The 18,518-nt window shown below is 34.8% G+C and carries 17 protein-coding genes and 1 tRNA gene; 14 read left to right on the top strand and 4 right to left on the bottom strand.

Annotation, left to right across the window (positions count from 1 at the left end):
* Positions 1-95: 95 nt before the first annotated feature.
* The gene (locus GV828_RS01940) at positions 96-740 is read right to left on the bottom strand and encodes a DUF1579 domain-containing protein (RefSeq protein WP_166535783.1); all 645 of its coding nucleotides are present in this window, start codon (positions 738-740) and stop codon (positions 96-98) included.
* Positions 741-803: 63 nt separating this feature from the next.
* Positions 804-2,339 carry a hypothetical protein gene (locus GV828_RS01935; protein WP_166535782.1) on the bottom strand — a complete coding sequence of 512 codons (1,536 nt, stop codon included), beginning with the start codon at positions 2,337-2,339 and terminating at the stop codon, positions 804-806.
* A 155-nt stretch (positions 2,340-2,494) separates the two neighbouring features.
* Between GV828_RS01935 and GV828_RS01930 the strand changes: the two genes are divergently transcribed.
* From GV828_RS01930 to GV828_RS01910, 5 genes are all read left to right on the top strand, one after another.
* Positions 2,495-2,923: a PaaI family thioesterase gene (locus GV828_RS01930; RefSeq protein WP_166535781.1), complete on the top strand. Its 429-nt coding sequence runs from the start codon at positions 2,495-2,497 to the stop codon at positions 2,921-2,923.
* A complete protein-coding gene (locus tag GV828_RS01925) occupies positions 2,920-3,972 on the top strand; it encodes an isochorismate synthase (protein ID WP_166535780.1) in 1,053 nt (350 codons plus the stop codon). The genes GV828_RS01930 and GV828_RS01925 overlap by 4 nt, the downstream gene beginning before the upstream one ends.
* An 8-nt stretch (positions 3,973-3,980) precedes the next feature.
* A complete protein-coding gene (gene bshB1 / locus GV828_RS01920; protein ID WP_166535779.1) occupies positions 3,981-4,697 on the top strand; it encodes a bacillithiol biosynthesis deacetylase BshB1 in 717 nt (238 codons plus the stop codon).
* Positions 4,698-4,760: 63 nt separating this feature from the next.
* Positions 4,761-4,836, top strand: a tRNA-His gene (locus tag GV828_RS01915).
* Between the two features lie 102 nt (positions 4,837-4,938).
* On the top strand, positions 4,939-5,196 hold the full coding sequence (locus GV828_RS01910) for a hypothetical protein (RefSeq protein WP_166535778.1): 258 nt from the start codon (positions 4,939-4,941) through the stop codon (positions 5,194-5,196).
* Between the two features lie 2 nt (positions 5,197-5,198).
* Here the strand turns inward: GV828_RS01910 and GV828_RS01905 are convergent, their stop codons facing one another.
* Positions 5,199-5,552 (bottom strand): bleomycin resistance protein, encoded by a 354-nt coding sequence (locus GV828_RS01905; RefSeq protein WP_166535777.1) that lies wholly within the window; start codon positions 5,550-5,552, stop codon positions 5,199-5,201.
* Positions 5,553-5,660: 108 nt separating this feature from the next.
* Between GV828_RS01905 and GV828_RS01900 the strand changes: the two genes are divergently transcribed.
* The 9 genes from GV828_RS01900 to GV828_RS01860 all read left to right on the top strand — a co-directional run bounded on the left by GV828_RS01900 (position 5,661) and on the right by GV828_RS01860 (position 16,571).
* Positions 5,661-5,990, top strand: coding sequence for a YegP family protein (locus GV828_RS01900; protein WP_166535776.1), 330 nt, complete (start codon positions 5,661-5,663; stop codon positions 5,988-5,990).
* A gap of 126 nt (positions 5,991-6,116) precedes the next feature.
* Complete coding sequence (locus GV828_RS01895; protein ID WP_166535775.1) at positions 6,117-7,610, top strand: aminotransferase class V-fold PLP-dependent enzyme; 1,494 nt, start codon at positions 6,117-6,119, stop codon at positions 7,608-7,610.
* Positions 7,611-7,709: 99 nt separating this feature from the next.
* Positions 7,710-8,528, top strand: coding sequence for an alpha/beta hydrolase (locus GV828_RS01890; RefSeq protein WP_166535774.1), 819 nt, complete (start codon positions 7,710-7,712; stop codon positions 8,526-8,528).
* Between the two features lie 297 nt (positions 8,529-8,825).
* Entirely contained in the window at positions 8,826-10,031 is a 1,206-nt protein-coding gene (locus tag GV828_RS01885) for an ankyrin repeat domain-containing protein (protein WP_166535773.1), read from the top strand.
* 121 nt (positions 10,032-10,152) lie between these two features.
* Positions 10,153-10,512, top strand: coding sequence for a four helix bundle protein (locus GV828_RS01880; protein WP_166535772.1), 360 nt, complete (start codon positions 10,153-10,155; stop codon positions 10,510-10,512).
* 134 nt (positions 10,513-10,646) lie between these two features.
* Entirely contained in the window at positions 10,647-11,996 is a 1,350-nt protein-coding gene (locus GV828_RS01875) for an ankyrin repeat domain-containing protein (RefSeq protein ID WP_166535771.1), read from the top strand.
* Between the two features lie 269 nt (positions 11,997-12,265).
* Positions 12,266-14,617: a TonB-dependent receptor gene (locus GV828_RS01870; protein WP_235935403.1), complete on the top strand. Its 2,352-nt coding sequence runs from the start codon at positions 12,266-12,268 to the stop codon at positions 14,615-14,617.
* A 6-nt stretch (positions 14,618-14,623) separates the two neighbouring features.
* The gene (locus GV828_RS01865) at positions 14,624-15,445 is read left to right on the top strand and encodes a DUF4249 domain-containing protein (protein WP_166535769.1); all 822 of its coding nucleotides are present in this window, start codon (positions 14,624-14,626) and stop codon (positions 15,443-15,445) included.
* 136 nt (positions 15,446-15,581) lie between these two features.
* Entirely contained in the window at positions 15,582-16,571 is a 990-nt protein-coding gene (locus GV828_RS01860; RefSeq protein WP_166535768.1) for a transglutaminase domain-containing protein, read from the top strand.
* Positions 16,572-16,975: 404 nt separating this feature from the next.
* Here the strand turns inward: GV828_RS01860 and GV828_RS01855 are convergent, their stop codons facing one another.
* Positions 16,976-18,511, bottom strand: a complete 1,536-nt coding sequence (locus tag GV828_RS01855) for an SGNH/GDSL hydrolase family protein (protein ID WP_166535767.1) — start codon at positions 18,509-18,511, stop codon at positions 16,976-16,978.
* Positions 18,512-18,518: the final 7 nt, after the last annotated feature.

Below are 18,518 nucleotides of genomic sequence, written 5' to 3'. Positions count from 1 at the left end.
GCAATTTGCAACGCATTAAAATAAAGATTTTAGCTGGTTTTCAACATAAAAAAACCGCCACAAAAGGCGGTTAAATAAGACTTGTTTGTGAGTCGTTATTTTCGTTTTAATAGAATCTCCATCGACTTGAACGCTTTGCCATTGTCAATGTCAAACATTTCCATCTTTTGAGTGTTGTCGTCAATGTGAGTAAGGATTTCCTTAATTTGTTTTTCTTTTTTGGTAACCGGATCTACCATATTTCCTGTAAAAGTAAGAGTTTTGGTAGCTTCATCATATTTCCCTTTGCTGACCATCATTCCCGTTCCGGTGTTGTCAATCCAAGTAGAGATAAATTCTTCTCGGGCGTTGTCGAAGGCCACAGTTCCTTTTCCTTCGAACGGCATTCCCATCATATCGCCCGTGTAGTTGGCTTCTTGGTATTTTCCGCCCATTATCATTTTGTAGGTTGCAACCGCTGAAGATTTCATTGGTTCAGGATTGTCTGGCATCCAAAATGTCAATTCAGCGTTCCAAGTTCCATTGTCTTTTGCCAGCATTTCATGAGCTTTAGATGGTGTCATATAAGCTTCCCAAGCTTTTTGTATGGCTATGGAATCCATTGCGGTTTCGGAAGCGGTATCAGTTTGAACCGCAACAGTATCGGTATTTACAACCGTTTCTGATTTTACTTTTACTTCTTTTTTACAGGAGGCAAGCGAGAGCAGAAGTAAACTGGCTAAAATTGCATTTTTATTCATAAATAAATTTTGTTTTTTTGTTATTCAACGATAAATTTATGTGAAATAAAAGATTACAGCTTATTATTCTTCAAAAATTTGAAAATTATATGCTCCCAAATCCGATGGATTGTTTCTTGGGTTTCCTGAAAGGTCATTTCCGCCTAAATAATTTCCAAAACCTTTTGCATCAGATTCTTCGCCAATGAATAATTTATTTCCGTTGACATTTAAAAAATGCGGATTTCCGTTTCTAATGATATTGCTTTCGTCAGTTACAAAACCGTAAACCGTATTTTGAACATTTATAGAATTGCTCAATTTAATTTGGCATTTGGTAAAATTAGTTTCGAAAACCTGAGAACTTTCTTTTTTATCGATTAATAATCCCGATTGATTGGAACTAAAAATAATACTGTTGATAAAATCTGCTATTAATGGTTGTGTTTCCGGATTAGCTCCTTCGATATAATTATTCAAAAGCACCGCATATTTACGAGTTCCGGACCAATTATTATTAAAGGTTGAATGTACAAAATTATATTTTCCGCCATAACTAAAATAAAGACATGACGCTCCAGCCCAATTCACCACTACATTTTCGCCAGAAATATAGCCTGTTTCTGCTAAAATTCCGGCATTAGAAGAATTGTAAATCTGGACATTATTTAATGTTAAGTCGGCTTGCGGATTATTTAATCCCGAATTTCCGGAAACTAAAATTCCTACTGTAGCATTTTTAATCGTAAGATTTGAAAATTCGTGACCTGTACTTCCATTTGTAAGCCAAATTGCTAACCATTGTCCGGGATTTTCAGCAAATTGAGGTTCTAATCTATCACCTTCAAAAATCACTTCATTCTCCAATTCTTCAGTGGTTGAAAGCGTTCCATTAATTTTTATCGAACTTCCGTTATATGCAATCAATGCTGAACCCGAATGAAAATGCGCTCGTGTTCCAGGATCAACAGTAAGTGTTTGTCCCGGTGGAACTCCGGCGTATCCGTATATCACGTAAGGTTTTTCGTTGGTCCAATGTAACTCATTTTCATCTAAAAAAAATCCTCGTCCCGAAATAGTTTCTCCATTTTCATCTACGCCAATCGGGATTTCTTCATAAACACCATTGGCATCACGATTTGGATACAAAAAAACCGCATCTTTTACTAAAGTTGCTAATTCTACTTGTTGTTGATTAGTTCCCGTGTCGAACAAAATTTGATCTGTATATAAATATTGCGCTTCAGGATTGGCAAATTCGTTGTAATCAATGGTCGTTTCAATAAAAACAAACATACTGTCTTTGGCCAACAATTCTACATTACTGAAAATTTTCCCTTCAGCTCCAGCATCGCCACTCATCCCATCAATCATCATTCGATAATTTGAGGTTGTTCCTTGTGCCAATTGAATTTTTGGAATCAAAATATTTTTATCGCTATTGTTGAAAACTTTCAGTCTGTAAGTACTTGAACCTATGTTAGAAAAAACTGTATCGAGATAAACAGTATCTTTTGAAAAGGTAAGATTTCCAGTACTTGGTTCAAAATCGAAGTCATTTCTACAAGAGATAATTGAAACCCCTAAAAGCATCAATAATATAATAAGTGAATTACGCATTTACAATAAATTTATTTGGTAAAAATAGTAAAAATACTATTGACTAAAGCAGAAAATTCTGTTGCTCTATTACCAATTTACAATTAGATTAACGCAATCATTAATATTATTAAACCCCAATTTTTATGTATTTTTGAACAAATTAAAATAAAATTATGATTACAGATAAACACACCATGATAGAAAATTGTAAAAAGTGGTGTCAAAATACATTGATGGAAACTCTTGAAATAGAGTTCATTGAGGCTGGTGAAGGATTTTTAAAAGCCAAAATGCCAGTAAATTCTCGAGTTCACCAACCCATGGGGTTGCTTCATGGCGGTGCTTCTGTTGCATTAGCAGAAAGCGTGGGAAGCGCGGCATCTTTAATGTTTATAGATGTTGAAAAACAAGAAGTTAGAGGAATTGAAATTTCAGCAAATCATGTAAAAAGTAAACGTGCAGGAACTGTTTTTGGTACTGCAAAAATTATTCACAAAGGCAGAATGGTACATCTTTGGGAAATAAGAATTACGGACGAAAATGACGAACTGGTTTCGCTTTGTAAATTGACAAACATTGTTTTGGACCGAATAAAAAAATGAAAAAGCTATTCGAAACGGCTCGACAATCTTTTGCTGAGAAAAAGCCTTTTGTAATCTATTCAAAACCTAATCAAGCTATCGTTGACGGGATATTTCAACAATCTGGGAAAAGTTATTTTTTGGAAAATTTTACTCAAGAAGGTTTTGTTTTTGCACCTTTTTCGGGAGAAAAAAAATTAATAATTCCCAAGAATGACGCTATTTTTATTTCGGAAGAATTTTTTCCTGATGAAAATTTTGAGGTAGATGATGCCAAGATTTCCGAAGAAGGTAAAATAGCATTTGAAACTCTCGTTAAAAAAGCTTTGATTGCAATACAAGAGAAAAATTTTGAAAAAGTAGTGCTTTCACGCAAGGAAATTTTACCAAAAAAAATTGATGCATTTAAGGCTTTTGCCAATCTTTTACAATTATACCCAACAGCATTCAGGTATTTGTTTTACCATCCCGAAGCTGGAATTTGGACTGGTGCAACTCCCGAACAGCTCTTAAAAGTAGAAAATAATAATGTACAAACCGTAGCTTTAGCAGGAACACAGGTTTTTAAAGAAGACATTATTTGGGAAGAAAAAGAAAAAGAGGAGCAATTATTTGTAACCCAATTTATCACAGAAAATTTGAAAGATTTTACTTCAAATATTCAGGTGTCGGAACCAAAAACCATTAAAGCCGGAAATTTAGCTCATATCAAAACTGAAATTTCAGCGCAATTAGAAAGTCAAGCCTCCTTAACAAACATTGTGGATTTTTTACATCCAACACCCGCGGTTTGTGGTTTTCCAAAAGAAAAAGCAAAAAAATTTATTGTAGAAAATGAAGATTACGAAAGAGAATATTATTCTGGTTTTTTAGGCGAATTAAATTGGAACAAAAACACCGAAAGTCAAGTAACCGCAGATCTTTACGTCAACTTGCGTTGCATGAAAGTATCCGATTCTCAGATGGATATTTTTGTCGGTTGTGGCATTACCGCGCAAAGCAATGCTGAAAAAGAATTTTACGAAACCGCCAACAAAGCGTTAACTATAAAAAAAGCATTAACCAAGTAAAAATTAAAATGAAATTAGACATATTGTGTTTTGGAGCACATCCAGATGACGTGGAATTAGGTTGTGGTGCAACCCTTGCGAAAGAAGTTTCTTTAGGAAAAAAAGTAGGAATTATAGATTTAACCCGAGGAGAATTAGGCACTCGAGGAACCGCTGAAATCCGAGATGAAGAAGCGGCTACTGCCGCAAAAATTTTAGGAGTTTCAGTTAGAGAAAATTTAAAAATGCGTGATGGCTTTTTTGTCAATGACGAAAATCATCAAATTCAAATTATCAAAATGCTACGAAAATACCGTCCGGAAATCGTGATTTGTAATGCAATTGATGACCGACATATTGACCATGGAAAAGGCAGTAAATTAGTTTCGGATGCATGTTTTTTGTCCGGATTAATAAAAATCGAAACCAATGTTGATGGCGAAAACCAACAAGCTTGGCGACCAAAATTAGTGTACCACTATATCCAATGGAAAGATTTAAAACCAGATTTTGTGGTAGATGTTACAGGTTTTTTAGACAAAAAAGTAGAAGCTTTGATGGCTTATCAATCGCAGTTTTATGACCCAAATTCTAACGAACCGGTAACACCAATTGCCACCAAAAATTTTAGAGATAGTATTTTATATCGTGCACAAGATTTAGGAAGGTTAATTAATTCGGAATATGCAGAAGGTTTCACTGTTGAAAGGTATTTGGCAGTCAATAGTTTAAGTGATTTGGTATAAAAAAATCAAAAATTTATTTGTAAAAAATAAAACTTACACTATCTTTGCACTCGCAAAACAAACGGTGATTGTAGCTCAGTTGGTTAGAGCGTCGGATTGTGGTTCCGAAGGTCGGGGGTTCGAGACCCCTCATTCACCCAAAGCCTCTGGTTTTCCAGAGGCTTTTTTTATTCCTAATAAAAACTTAACATGTGGATTTTATCAAAAATTTCTTTATAATTTAGTAAGAAAACCGAATACCATGTCTAAACAAACATTTATAGGAAATCCAATTTCATTCAAAATTTTACGTGACTATATCTTTGAACACAAAATAAACAAAGGCGATTCTGTAGCATTAAATCCGCTCAATTATCATTATATTATTGACGAGATTAAAAATTCAGGAGAAGAATTACATCAAATTCCCATCAACGTTTTAGGGGTTAGAATCATTGAAAGTGATCAGGTAGAAATCGGAAAAGTGCAAATCATAAAAAATGAAACACTCAATAATTAGTTTTAAATTTGGCTTTCGCCAAAAGTTAGCAGATTACAATCTGGGTCGAGAATAGAAAATTCCATTTGTTTCCAAGGCTTTAGCGCCAAACTTCCGTTGGGATGAATTTTTACGCCGGAAGCTATAAAGTCATTGTAAACCGTTTCAATATTTATAGTACGAATGTAAACTTGCCCATCATTTTCGGCAGGAATTATTTCTTTAAATTCGAAAAAATGTATTTCAATCGCGTCTTTTTGCATCATTAAATAATCCTCATAATCACCCCCAAAATTTTTAAAACCGAGATTCAAATAAAAATTCTTAGTAACTTCTTTATCTCGCATGGGTAATTTTGGATGAATAGCAACTAACATATTGTGACTTTAATTTAATTGAAGTAAAAATAATAATTTTTTGAAAAAAATTTTTTGTTTAGTTAATTTGTTTAAATTGCAACAATTAATTAACCAAACAGTAATTTTATGGGCACATTTTTAGTAACAAAAAGAAAAAATGACGATTTCCAATTTGTTTTAAAAGCCGGGAACGGCGAAATCATTTTGTCAAGTCAAGGTTATTCTTCAAAAGCAAATTGCTTGAACGGAATTGAATCTGTTAGAAAAAATTCTCAGGATGACGCAAGATTTGAGAAAAAGGAAGCTTCAGATGGAAGAGTTTATTTTAATCTAAATGCTACAAACGGACAAGTGATTGGCTCGAGCCAAATGTATGCTTCGGTTTCCGGTCGCGACAATGGAATTGAATCGGTGAAAAAAAATGCACCAGATGCCGAGGTAAAAGAAGAACTTTAATAAAAAGAGAAACTCCGAATTAATTTTTCGGAGTTTTTTTTTTCAAAAAATCACCGGATTGCGCTTTTGACATCACATTTGTATTATTTTTAAAAATAGTATATTTGGAGTCAAAATTTGCACCTCATGACCGAAGCCGAAACCTCTATCAATTTAGAAGAATATTTTAAAACTTTTCGCAAAAACATTGTAGGAATCAATCAAGAGTTTGAGTCACCATTTGGGACACAATCTTTGGTTTATACTGACTGGACCGCAAGTGGCAGACTTTATCGTCCCATTGAAGAAAAGTTATTAGAGAATTTTGGACCATTCGTTGCCAATACCCATACCGAAACTACCGTTTCCGGCACCGCTATGACTATGGCATATCACGAAGCTAGAAAAATTATTAAACAACATGTTAACGCCAGCGAAAATGATGTATTAATTACTGATGGAACCGGAATGACTGGAGTAATTAACAAATTTCAAAGAATTTTGGGATTAAGATTACCCGAAAATTTGCGCGAATACACTAAAATTCCAGAAGAGAAAAGACCCGTTGTATTTGTTTCTCACATGGAACATCATTCAAACCAAACTAGCTGGTTAGAAACGATTGCAAAGGTTGAAGTAATTCCGGCTTGTCCCGAAGGACTTTTATGTTTAGATGGCTTTAAAAATTTATTAGAAAAATATAAAAATCACCAATTTAAAATTGCCTCTATTACTTCATGTTCTAATGTTACCGGAATCAAAATACCTTATTATGAAGTGGCGAAATTAATTCACGAAAATAACGGTGTTTGCTTTGTAGATTTTGCATGTTCGGCACCTTACGTTGACATTAACATGCATCCTGAAGATTCATTGGCTTATTTAGATGCCATTTTCTTTTCGCCACATAAATTTTTAGGCGGTCCTGGTACTTCTGGCGTGATGGTTTTTAATAAAAAATTGTATAACAATGTTATTCCAGACCATCCGGGTGGAGGAACCGTATCGTGGACAAATCCCTGGGGTGAGCACAAATATTTAGATGATATTGAAGAAAGAGAAGATGGAGGAACACCTGGATTTTTGCAGGTAATTAAAACCGCACTTGCCATTCAATTAAAGGAAAAAATGGGGGTTCATAATATTTTAAAACGCGAAAAAGAAATTACAGATTATGTTTTTTCTAAACTTTTAAAAGTAGAAAATCTTACTATTTTGGCAAGTCAACACCAAAACAGGTTAGGGGTGATATCTTTTTACATTCACGATTTACATTTTAATCTAGGTGTAAAAATTTTAAATGACCGTTTCGGAATTCAAACGCGTGGGGGTTGTAGTTGTGCCGGAACTTACGGACATTATTTGCTTCATGTGGATGAGGCGACTTCTAAAAGTTTGACCGATTTGATCACTGCTGGAGATTATATTAAGAAACCAGGTTGGATAAGGATGTCGATTCATCCAACAACAACTAACGAAGAAATAAAATTTGTAGTAGAAAGTATTAAATCGCTTGCGCAAAATTTTAAAACTTGGGCTGAAGACTATATATATGACAAAAACTCGAATGAATTTCATCATAAAAATAGTGTAGGATTCGAAAATAATCTCGTAAATTCTTGGTTTTACAATAATTTATAAATTATACTTTGTATAGATATTTATAACTAATAATATTTTTCGCGTGATAAAATATAAATGTTATCTTGCAGCTAGTTAACAATTTGAATAGAAGCACTTATGAAAATTATTACCGTTGCAATTGTTTTTTCGGCCTTTTTTTGGGTAAGCTGTGGCAATAATCAACAACCAAACGATCCAATTCCTGTACACGAAACTTTCGAAATTCAATCGAAAAATGTTGGTGAAAAAAGAGTAATAAATATCTGGACGCCCGATGGATATGCTAAATCCAGAGACAGCTTTCCGGTAATGTATATGGCTGATGGTGGAATTAAAGAAGATTTTCCACACATTGCCAACACCTTTTCAAAACTTATTCAATCTAATAAAATTCCGCCAATGATTTTGGTAGGCATAGAAAATACCGAACGTCGAAGAGATTTATCTGGTTTTACTGAAGTCGAAAAAGATAAAGAAATTGCTCCAGTAATAGGTGGTTCAGAAAAATTTCGTGCTTTCATTAGTGATGAATTGTTTCCCGAAATCGAAAAAAATTACCGTACATCGGGCAAAAGGGGAATTTTAGGCGAGTCGCTCTCCGGGCTTTTTGTGATGGAAACATTTTTCCTAAAACCAGAGTTATTTGATTACTACATTGCTTTTGATCCCTCATTGTGGTGGAACAATCAATATTTGGTGAAAAACGCAAAAGAAAATTTAAAGAAAATTCCAGCCGGAAGCGAGAAAAAAGTATGGTTTGCGGGCTCTGATGCTACTGATATTTCACCTTACACTAGACAATTGGCAGATATTTTCAAAACCGAAAATCTTCAAAATCTAAGATGGAACTATTCTGACGAGCCAAAAGAACAACACACTACAATCTTTAGAGCCACAAAAGAAAAAGCACTTATTTGGACTTTGAACAATCAATAGTTTTAAAAATTCTGTTTTCGGAGCATAAAATCGCTCGAGAATTATAGTTAAAAAATACTCCAGAAATTAGCGTTTTGTCACTACAAAAAGTATATAAAAGGCGGTACATCTGTTATTATTCAAATGCAATTGATTATTTATAAAAGACAAATACATTGAGATAAGAAAGAGAAAACAGTTGCTACTTACATGTAAAAGAATCATTTTTAGGCATTTTAGCTATTTTAGTGATACACATTACATTTTTTTACTTGCCTTTTCAGCCATAAAAACAAACCTTAAAATCCATCCAAAGTCATGTCAAACCTAACACTCCGAGAAGCATTTACCAATCATAAATTTATATTGGTAGATGAAATGCTGAAAGAAAATCCCTCGGCATACAAAGAACTCAACAATTGGGACCAAACTTATTTGGTAACCGAAGCCCTGAAACAAAAATCATTTAGCACGATTTTTATCCTCATTGACGAAAAATTGGTAACAACCGATATCTTTGAATTGGACAGTTTTTCAGGAAGTTTTATTGAAGCTGTTTTAGGGAATATTCCATTTTATTCGCAACCTATTACGGCATTTAATTACGAAATCATTTCGAAAGAAACTCCCAATTTAGATGCTTTAGAATTTTTAGAAAAATTTGCTTCAACCATTGAAAATATTGATGAAACCATTTCAAACACTAGTATTTTAAAATGGGCACTCATCAAAAAATTACCAGTAAAAGCCATTCAAATTTTAATTCAAAAAGGTTGCAAGCATAATGAAATTGATGCTTCGGAAAACTCTTTGTTGCATCTTGATTTACCTGAAGTATATGTTGAATTATTGGTTAATTATGGCTTGAATGTTAACCACAAAAATAAAGGAAATGTTACACCTTTGCAAAAAGCCATTGATGCAGGCAACAAAAATGCGGTGCGAATTTTACTCGAAAACGGAGCCGATGCACAGCACAAAGACAATCGCGGAAATTCGATGTTTTACGTGGCTTTGGTAGATAAAATCGATAATGAAATTTACGATTTGTTGTGCGAATTTGACAGCCCGAATTTTGACGAACCCAATACAGAAGGTACTTCGATGCTGTTTGAATACCTCAACAGATTAAATAATTATCCAAGCGAAAATGCTTTACAATATTTAGCCAAAATGTTGGAACAAGGAGCCGATTTGACCCACAAATGTTTGTACTACGGAAGTCCCACAACACCTTTGGATATGGCCATTACCAAACCTTTTGCCGTTTTTGAAATTGTTCTCAATCATTTGTATGCCGACATCAATGAGCAAGACGATAACGGAGACACCTTACTACACAAAGTTTGCAATGTGAACCTAAATTTTGAAGCCGAAAAAGCCAAAGACATCTACAAAAAGGTGAAAATGTTATTGGAAAAAGGAGCAGATATTTCCATCAGAAATGCTCAAGACAAATTGCCGTTGGATTTGGCAAGTAATGATAATTTAAAAGAAAAAACCGTGAAATTATTGATGAATTAGGATTGCTGAATGATGATTTTGGATTGATGAATGATGATTGATTAATTCATAAATCCCAAATCCGCAATCCCAAATCCCAAATCCCAAATCCCAAATCCTAAATCCACAATCCTAAATAAAAATGAAAGAAGTACTTAAAAATAGAACCAAAGCATTTGCTGTTCAGATTGTTAAAATGGCTGATGGTTTGCCGCATAAACAAATTGGCTGGACGATTACAAATCAAATTGTACGTTCTGCGACTTCTGTTGCGGCTAACTATAGAGCGGTTTGTAGAGCAAAAAGCGACAAAGATTTTATTTCGAAAATGGGGACGGTGATTGAGGAAGCCGATGAAACCCTCTTTTGGTTAGAACTAATTGTAGAGTTAGAATTAATCCCAAAAAATGAAATCGAATTATTAATGAATGAGAATAACGAACTCATTTCCATATTTGTAGCATCCGTAAAAACAATTAAAAAAAGACTGAGTGATGGATGATTTAAGATGGATGAATTATGATGGATGAATTATGATTGATTATTTATTAATTCATAATCTTAAATCAAAAATCCGAAATCCGAAATCCGAAATCCGAAATCAAAAGTCCGAAATCCGAAATCAAAAAAATGTCAATGTCATTTATACTAGCCTGCGAACAAGGCAACCGAAAAATAGCAGAATTACTGTTACAACAAGAAGTAACCGATGTAAATTATACCGATGAAAAAGGCCGAACAGGTTTGCATTACGCTTCGCATCGTGGATACCTCGAAATTTGCGAAGCCTTGCTTACCAAAGGTGCAGACATCAATTACGAAGACCGAAACGGAGAAACACCGCTGTTTTTTGCCACTTTGCAAAACCAAACCGAAGTAGTGAAATTGCTTTTAGCCAAAAATGCCAAAGGCGATATCAAAGATTATCAAGGCAATAATTTGCTGCACATTGCCACCCGAAACGGACAAAAGGTGCTTTGTGAATTGTTTTTAGCCAATGGTTTTGATCTGGAAAGCGTGAACAACAACGCTGAAACACCTTTGATGATTGCGGTAAAGTATTCCAAAAAGCTGGTGATTGACCTTTTTATTCAAAAAAATGCCAGTGTTTTTGTAACTACTAAAGACGGAAACAACTTATTGCATTTGGCTTTGCAAAGCGGAAATTTACCCATCATAAAACTCTTATTAGAAAAGGGAATTGCAGTTGATGAGCCTAATTCAAGCGGAATAACACCTTTGCTTTTTGCGTGTTCCAATAATAATATAATGCTTACTAAATTGTTTTTAGAGTTTGGAGCCAATGTTTTTCAAACCAGTAAAAACGGAATTTCGCCCATTTATTATGCCTGTGCTTACAACCAAAAGCAAATGGTGCAATTATTTTTGGAGCAAGGTTTAGATGTCAATTTTCAAACCCCAACTCAAGGTGCTGTAACGTTAGGAAGCTACCTCGATTTTATTGAAAGTGCCCAAGACTTATCTTCAGATAGCTTATACCATTTGAGCAGCAGCTACACTTCTGGCGGCGAAAGTTTACTGCATTTAGCGGTTAAAAATGGTCATCTCTATATGACAGAATTACTTTTAAAAAAAGGTGCCAATGTGAATATTCAAGACGAGTCGGAAAATACGCCTTTACATTATGCAGCTTCAAACGGTAAAAAAGACATAGTTAGCCTTTTAATTAAATACGGAGCTGATGTAAACCTAACCAACATACGTGAACAAAAACCGTTAGATTACGCCAACCAAAGAGGTTTTAATGAAATTGCTGCTATCATTTCGCAGCAAAACCCAGCTGATACTGCGTTGCCAAAACAAAATCCGTTGGCCAATAATCCAATTAACTTAACTGCAAACACAGCCGTTTCAAAAGAAGATATTAAATCGAAATTAAAAGAACTAAAAGAGTTGTTTGAAGATGAGCTAATTTCGGAAGTTGAATTTATTGCAAAGAAAAAAGAGTTGTTAGCCAGAATGTAAACAAAACTGGAAATTTTATTTATAGCAATTGCGTAAAAAAACTTTTATTAATTAATTTATGTCACATCTTTTAACGACTAATTCTTTGCGGTAAATAATAGTTATCTTCGGTCATTTTTCTTATTTTTGAACGTCTATTTGTGCGATTTTAGCCACGATATAACTATCAGAAATAATAAAAATAATTGGTATGGAGAATAATGAATTGGATGTATATGATTGTTAATTTAAAGAATCATAGGTTAGTGAAAAATATATTTTTTATCGGGATGCAAATTTTTTTCGCAACAATTGCCAATTTAAATGCTCAGGAAAAAGTTACGCTTAGCGGTACAATTTCGGACATTGAAACTAATGAAGCATTAATTGGTGTAAGCTTGTATTTCAATGAAATAAAAATTGGCACTACTACGAATAATTATGGTTTTTATTCCGTCACAGTCCCCAAAGGAGATTATATCATTACCATTTCATATCTTGGTTATAATAATATTGAGGAGCGGATAAATTTAAATCAAACTCAACAAAAAAACTTCAGTTTAAGTTATCAAAGTACAGGCTTGGCAGAAGTTGTGATTCAGGCTAATAATGATAAAACGAACATTAAACGTGCCGAGATGAGTGTTAACAAACTCTCAATCGCAACGGTCAAAAAAATGCCAGCGGTTTTAGGTGAAGTTGATGTCTTAAAATCCATATTGCAACTGCCAGGGGTGACAAACGCCTATGAAGGAGCTACAGGTTTCAACGTTCGTGGCGGTTCGGTTGATGGTAATTTGGTATTATTAGACGAAGCTATTATCTATAATACATCCCATTTGTTTGGATTTTTTTCCGTTTTTAATTCGGATGTTATCAAGGATTTAAAATTATACAAAGGTGGAATTCCAGCTAATTATGGAGGAAGAACCTCTTCGGTATTAGATATATATCAAAAAGAAGGTAACAAGAAGGAATTTCATGCCAATGGAGGAATTGGAATAGTGTCGAGCCGCTTGCTGCTAGAAGGTCCAATTGTAAAAGAAAAAAGTTCGTTTGTAATTGCAGGACGAGGAACTTATGGTCATTTGTTCCTAAAACTTGCAGATGAACCTAATTCAGCCTATTTTTATGATCTTAATACAAAATTTAATTATCGATTTAACGATAACAACAACATATTTATCTCAGCTTATTTAGGTTATGATAAAATAAGATTAAATGACCAGCTTGTAAATGACTACGGAAATAGTTTCGTTAATTTACGCTGGAATCATATTTTTTCTGACAAACTTTTTTCCAATGCATCAATTATATACAGCGATTACTATTACGGTTTACAGTTATCATTTATTGGGCTAGATTGGAAATCACAAATCAAGAATTATAACTTTAAGTACGACTTTAAGCATTACCTTTCAAACGACCTCACGCTAAGCTATGGAATCAATTCTGTAAGATACGTATTTAATCCCGGAACTATTAACCCAATTGACGAAACCTCAAGTATCAATCCAGATCAAATTGCCAGAAAATATGCTTTTGAAAACGCCTTATACGTCAGTGCAGAACATATTTTGTCAGAGAAATTGTCATTAACATACGGTTTAAGATACAGCAACTTCCAGCGTTTAGGCGAGGAAGAAATAAGTACATATGAAAATGACCAAGCTGTAATTTTTAACCAAGATTTTCAGGTATATGAGGAGGCAACTCCCACTGGTTCCATTTACTATGCGAAAAATAAGAAAATCGCAAGTTTTGATAATTTTGAGCCTCGATTCTCAATTGCCTATGCTTTAAACGATGACCAATCGGTCAAGGCAAGTTATAACAGGATTAGTCAATACATTCATTTAATTTCCAATACTGCATCGGTTTCGCCTCTTGATATTTGGGCACCAAGTGACCAGTTTTTAAAACCTGAAATAGCAGATCAGGTAGCTTTAGGGTATTTTAAAAATTTTAAAAACGACCAGTATTCACTTGAGGTGGAAACGTTCTTTAAAACAATCAAAAATAAAACCGATTATATAGATGGTGCTGAATTGATTGCGAATAAAAACATCGAACGCGTCATGTTAAATGGCAAAGCACGTGCTTATGGTATTGAAGTTTTGGCAAAAAAAAATTCAGGTAAACTAACAGGATGGCTTTCCTACACTTTATCGAGAGCTGAACAAAAAACACCTGGAAGAAACGCACTCGAACCCGGAATTAATAATGGAAATTGGTATCGTGCCAATTATGATAAAACTCATAATTTGGGTTTAACTGCCAATTATCAACTTAATCCAAAATGGTCATTTGGGGGAATTTTCACGTATCAAACTGGTAGAGCTGCCACCTTTCCAAACGGAAAATATCAATATCAAGGTATTACAGTTGCTAATTATGCTACTCGAAACGAGGACTCTCTCTCGGATTATCACCATCTGGATATTTCGGCTACTTATATTCCTCAGCCGGAAAAAGTAAAAAAATGGCAAGGTGAATGGGTTTTCAGCATTTACAACGTTTATGCTAGGAATAACGCTGCCGCATTTAATTTTAGTCAAAATATCGAAACTGGCCAAAGTGAAGCTAAGAAAATTTCCATTTTTGGATTAATTCCTAGTATCACATATAACTTTAAATTTTAATTAAAAATGAAAAAGGCTATAAAATTTTTAATCTTGTGTTTCGCTATACTTTTTATTTCCTGCGAAGAAGTAATTAATGTAGATTTAGACACCGCAACCGCAAAATTAGTGATTGACGCATCTATAAATTGGGAAATTGGTACTGCTGGAAATGAGCAAATAATTAAATTGAGTACTACAACAGGATATTATAGCGATGTGTTTCCTACAGTATCAGGTGCTTCTGTAACAGTAGAAAATTCTTCAAGTGAGGTATTTAATTTCGTTGAAGTTCCCGGAACAGGAGAATATTTATGCAACGATTTTCAACCCTCAATTGGAGAAGTTTATACATTAACCATTTTGCTGAATGGAGAAATTTACAGCGCTACCGAAACATTAATAGCCTCACCAGAAATTGATGAAACCATTATTCAAGATAATAATGGCGGTTTTACAGGAAATGAAATAGAAATAACTAGTTTTTTTCAAGACAATCCACTTGAAGAAAATTATTATTTGTTTGGTCACAAATCAAATAGGGTAGCATTCCCTGAATATCGAGTTATTCGAGACGAAAGTGTAAACGGAAACCAAATACCTATGATTTATTTTAATGAAGATTTAACTCAGGGTGACGTTTTAGAAATTAAACTTTACGGGATTTCACGTCGTTACTACGAGTATTTTAATAAAATAATTTCGGCGGCTGGTTCTGGAGGGGGTCCGTTTCCTGCAATCCCGTCAGCAGTTAGAGGAAATATTGTAAACCAAACCAACTTTGATAATTTTGCTTACGGTTATTTTCGATTGTCACAAATAGATGTCAAAAGCTATACCATCCAGTAAAAATAAAAATCCTTAATTTTTTTATAGAAAATAGCTTTAAACACACCAAAAAAAATTAACGCATTCCTCAAAATAAACCATACCTATTTTCGTTTTATTTTTGGCAGTATAATTGTTATTTCTGCTATGCCTAAATATGAGAAGAAAGATGATGAGGTTTTTACTACTGTTTATATGGGTGAGTTTTCCAATGCTTGCACAAGACTTTGTATCAGTTGATCAAAAAATTAGCCGTTACCCAAAAAGATTTTCCAGCCCAGAAGAACTTGCCCAAAAAATCAATCAAGATTTTACAGACGAAAACCAAAAAGCACGTGCCGTTTTTTCATGGATTGCTTTTAATATCGACTACGATGTAAAGGCTTATTTTGCTAACTCACACCAACAGCCCATAAAATTTTCTTACAAAACCCAAGCGGAACGCACTGCCAAACTTGAAGAAATTCGGCAAAAAAAAATAATGGCTGCTTTTAAATCTCAAAAAACGTTGTGTCACGGTTATTCATTGTTATTTCAAGAAATTTGTCGCTTGGTAGGATTACAAGCTGAGGTTGTAACTGGAAAAACCAAAACAAGCCAACATGAACTAGGTAAATATCCCGCCCATAGTAGCCATGCTTGGAATGTGGTCAAAACCAATAACAAATGGAAATTAATTGATGTAACTTGGGGAGCCGGAACCGTCAATGAAAGCAAGCGACTTTTTGTAAAACGATTTAATCCCGGCTATTTTTTTAGTGAACCCAATGTATTCATTTCTAATCATTTTCCGGATGATTCGCAATGGGTTTTGGCCAATCTCACACAGGAAGATTTCGCTACATCGCCATTGTTTTTTAGCGAATATTTTAAAAGTAACATCCGATTTGTGGGCAATAATTTAGGAGTAATTTCCACGCAACAACCCGGAACGCTATCGTTACAAATCAATAATGTACAAACCACAGATGTAATTGATTTTGTATTAAACCAAAATAAAACCGCACAAAAATACCAGCACAAAATTAACGGCAACCAATCGGATTTTTTGATTGCGGTTGCTGATAATTTTAACGGTTATCTTACGGTTTTTGTGAATGGCAAAGCTTTTTCTGCTCATAAAATCATTCCGAGAAGAAGGGGGTAGTTTTTAGGATATTGTTAGACTATATTTTTTGCCACAGATTACTTTGTTCATTTGATTCTTCTTTGGAATTTTTCTATTATCCGCAATGTTCGCAATGTTTCTTGCAAAGCCGCAAAGCTGAAAAATCCAAATTCCAACATGATAGCATTAGAAGTCCCAATAAGAAAACTCCTAACTCATAATTCATAACTCATAACTCTCCACTGCGTTAGGGATTGAGCCTTTGTTTGAGCTCGTTTTTTTGGTGGAACGAAGTGGAGCCAAAAAAACAGCGAGTGGCGAAAGCCCGACCCAATTTTTGCAGGGTAGTTCTTATAGCACTTGGGTTGTAAATTGGGGAACGCCAAAAAAAAACACCGAAACTTTCGCTTCGGTGCTTTCAACTGAGTATTAACGAAAAAAACTTATGGTAATTGCGGAGATCGCAAGATATCGTAATTAGATATTTTTTTCAATGGTAGGTTTGAGCCATATTTAGTATTAATGGCTTCGATGAATTTGTTGGCAAGCAAGGCATATCCACGACCTGTTGGGTGAACACCGTCAAGCGAAAAAGCACCTCCAAAAATAAATTCGGATTTAAGGGTGTAGCCTTCGTAAGGAATTCCAGTAGTGTTTACCTGTGATAATATTGCTTTTGCATCTACAAATGCTAAATTGTATTGTGTAGCAAGGCTTTCGATTGTGGCGTTATATTGATTGGCAGCGTTTTGAATCATTGCTACTTCCGAAGGAATTAATATATTGTGGTCTTGTAGTGGATACGTTATACCTTTAATATTAAATGGCGTCGGCACTCCGGTTTGGTTTTGCCCAATCTCGGTGCTTGAAGAAAGTAAAATGTAATCGGTTGGGCGGGTTTGTCGCGCTTGTCCGTAAACGCTTCCTAAAAATGCGGCTTGAGATGGCGGATATCCTGCCATGGTTAAAGCGGCGGTTAATTGTGCGGAAAGGTTAGGCAATGTTTTGTCCACCATAAGCATCGGGTTATTTCCAGTTGCTGATAAAAGCTCGATTCTGTCACCAGATCCAAAAGCGGTTAAGGCTTGTTTTAGAGGTCCGTAAAGTTGGGTATTTAATGCCGCAACTTGGTTAGCTCCTCCAATGGTTAAGTTGGCTTGGGTTAGCTGGTTGTATTTGATAAAGGTAAAAAAGGGAATGGTGGTAATATCTGGAATATTTGCCACAACACCTTTTGCTCCATTAGCGGTTAAGGCTTGTAATAGTTGGTTGTAAACATTGGCAAAAACGCCTGGATCAGTAATGTCGTTGTTAGCGTAGGTGGCTGGATTTGTATTTCCAGTTTGATCAATTCCAACACCGCCTGAACTTGCGTAAGTAAGGATATCATTGTTTCCAATCCAAAGTGTAAAAAACGTAGCATTTTGTGCTACTGCATCTTGAATAACGCTTGCACTTGCGCTTGATGCAAATCTTACGTAGTAAGGATTGGCAGTTCCGGCAGCAACACCAGCGACGCTTCCATATCCTGGCGCTACTAAATGGTATAATTTTGCTCCTGGAATTCCCATATTGTTTACAGGTCCGGAAACAGGGTTGGTTATATCAGTTGTAGGTGTTCCAGGTAAGCTGGCAGGACCTGATCCATTAAAAAATAATCGAGGTTGCGCAATTAAATTTCCTCCCAAAAGTAATCCTCCGGTATTGTCATTTGTGTATGGTACGCTAAATTCTCCTCCTCCTGCAAGTGCAAATTGTTCAGCTAAAAGTTTGGGATAAGATTGTTCTTGTCCTCTTTTGTATAAAGCATTATCCGAATATCCTGCGGTAAGCGAATTTCCTAAAGCAATATATTTCGAAAAATCAGCTTCACCGGAAACAATCACTACCGGTTCTTCAATGGAAGTTTCACTATCGTCAGAACTACAAGCTGTTAGCACTAATGGAACTAAATACAGCCATTTAAAATTTTTGTTCATGTTTTGA

The organism is Flavobacterium ichthyis (assembly GCF_009915155.1).
Classification (GTDB): Bacteria; Bacteroidota; Bacteroidia; order Flavobacteriales; family Flavobacteriaceae; genus Flavobacterium; species Flavobacterium ichthyis.
The sequence above is the reverse complement of the archived record's forward strand: the minus strand, read 5'-3'. Positions and strand labels throughout refer to the sequence as shown.

What these genes read in the sequence shown, in the direction of transcription:
- GV828_RS01940 (WP_166535783.1), bottom strand. Translation starts at nt 740, where the DNA reads ATGAATAAAAATGCAATTTTAGCCAGTTTACTTCTGCTCTCGCTTGCC.
- GV828_RS01935 (WP_166535782.1), bottom strand. Translation starts at nt 2,339, where the DNA reads ATGCGTAATTCACTTATTATATTATTGATGCTTTTAGGGGTTTCAATT.
- GV828_RS01930 (WP_166535781.1), top strand. Translation starts at nt 2,495, where the DNA reads ATGATTACAGATAAACACACCATGATAGAAAATTGTAAAAAGTGGTGT.
- GV828_RS01925 (WP_166535780.1), top strand. Translation starts at nt 2,920, where the DNA reads ATGAAAAAGCTATTCGAAACGGCTCGACAATCTTTTGCTGAGAAAAAG.
- bshB1 (WP_166535779.1), top strand. Translation starts at nt 3,981, where the DNA reads ATGAAATTAGACATATTGTGTTTTGGAGCACATCCAGATGACGTGGAA.
- GV828_RS01910 (WP_166535778.1), top strand. Translation starts at nt 4,939, where the DNA reads ATGTCTAAACAAACATTTATAGGAAATCCAATTTCATTCAAAATTTTA.
- GV828_RS01905 (WP_166535777.1), bottom strand. Translation starts at nt 5,552, where the DNA reads ATGTTAGTTGCTATTCATCCAAAATTACCCATGCGAGATAAAGAAGTT.
- GV828_RS01900 (WP_166535776.1), top strand. Translation starts at nt 5,661, where the DNA reads ATGGGCACATTTTTAGTAACAAAAAGAAAAAATGACGATTTCCAATTT.
- GV828_RS01895 (WP_166535775.1), top strand. Translation starts at nt 6,117, where the DNA reads ATGACCGAAGCCGAAACCTCTATCAATTTAGAAGAATATTTTAAAACT.
- GV828_RS01890 (WP_166535774.1), top strand. Translation starts at nt 7,710, where the DNA reads ATGAAAATTATTACCGTTGCAATTGTTTTTTCGGCCTTTTTTTGGGTA.
- GV828_RS01885 (WP_166535773.1), top strand. Translation starts at nt 8,826, where the DNA reads ATGTCAAACCTAACACTCCGAGAAGCATTTACCAATCATAAATTTATA.
- GV828_RS01880 (WP_166535772.1), top strand. Translation starts at nt 10,153, where the DNA reads ATGAAAGAAGTACTTAAAAATAGAACCAAAGCATTTGCTGTTCAGATT.
- GV828_RS01875 (WP_166535771.1), top strand. Translation starts at nt 10,647, where the DNA reads ATGTCATTTATACTAGCCTGCGAACAAGGCAACCGAAAAATAGCAGAA.
- GV828_RS01870 (WP_235935403.1), top strand. Translation starts at nt 12,266, where the DNA reads ATGCAAATTTTTTTCGCAACAATTGCCAATTTAAATGCTCAGGAAAAA.
- GV828_RS01865 (WP_166535769.1), top strand. Translation starts at nt 14,624, where the DNA reads ATGAAAAAGGCTATAAAATTTTTAATCTTGTGTTTCGCTATACTTTTT.
- GV828_RS01860 (WP_166535768.1), top strand. Translation starts at nt 15,582, where the DNA reads ATGAGAAGAAAGATGATGAGGTTTTTACTACTGTTTATATGGGTGAGT.
- GV828_RS01855 (WP_166535767.1), bottom strand. Translation starts at nt 18,511, where the DNA reads ATGAACAAAAATTTTAAATGGCTGTATTTAGTTCCATTAGTGCTAACA.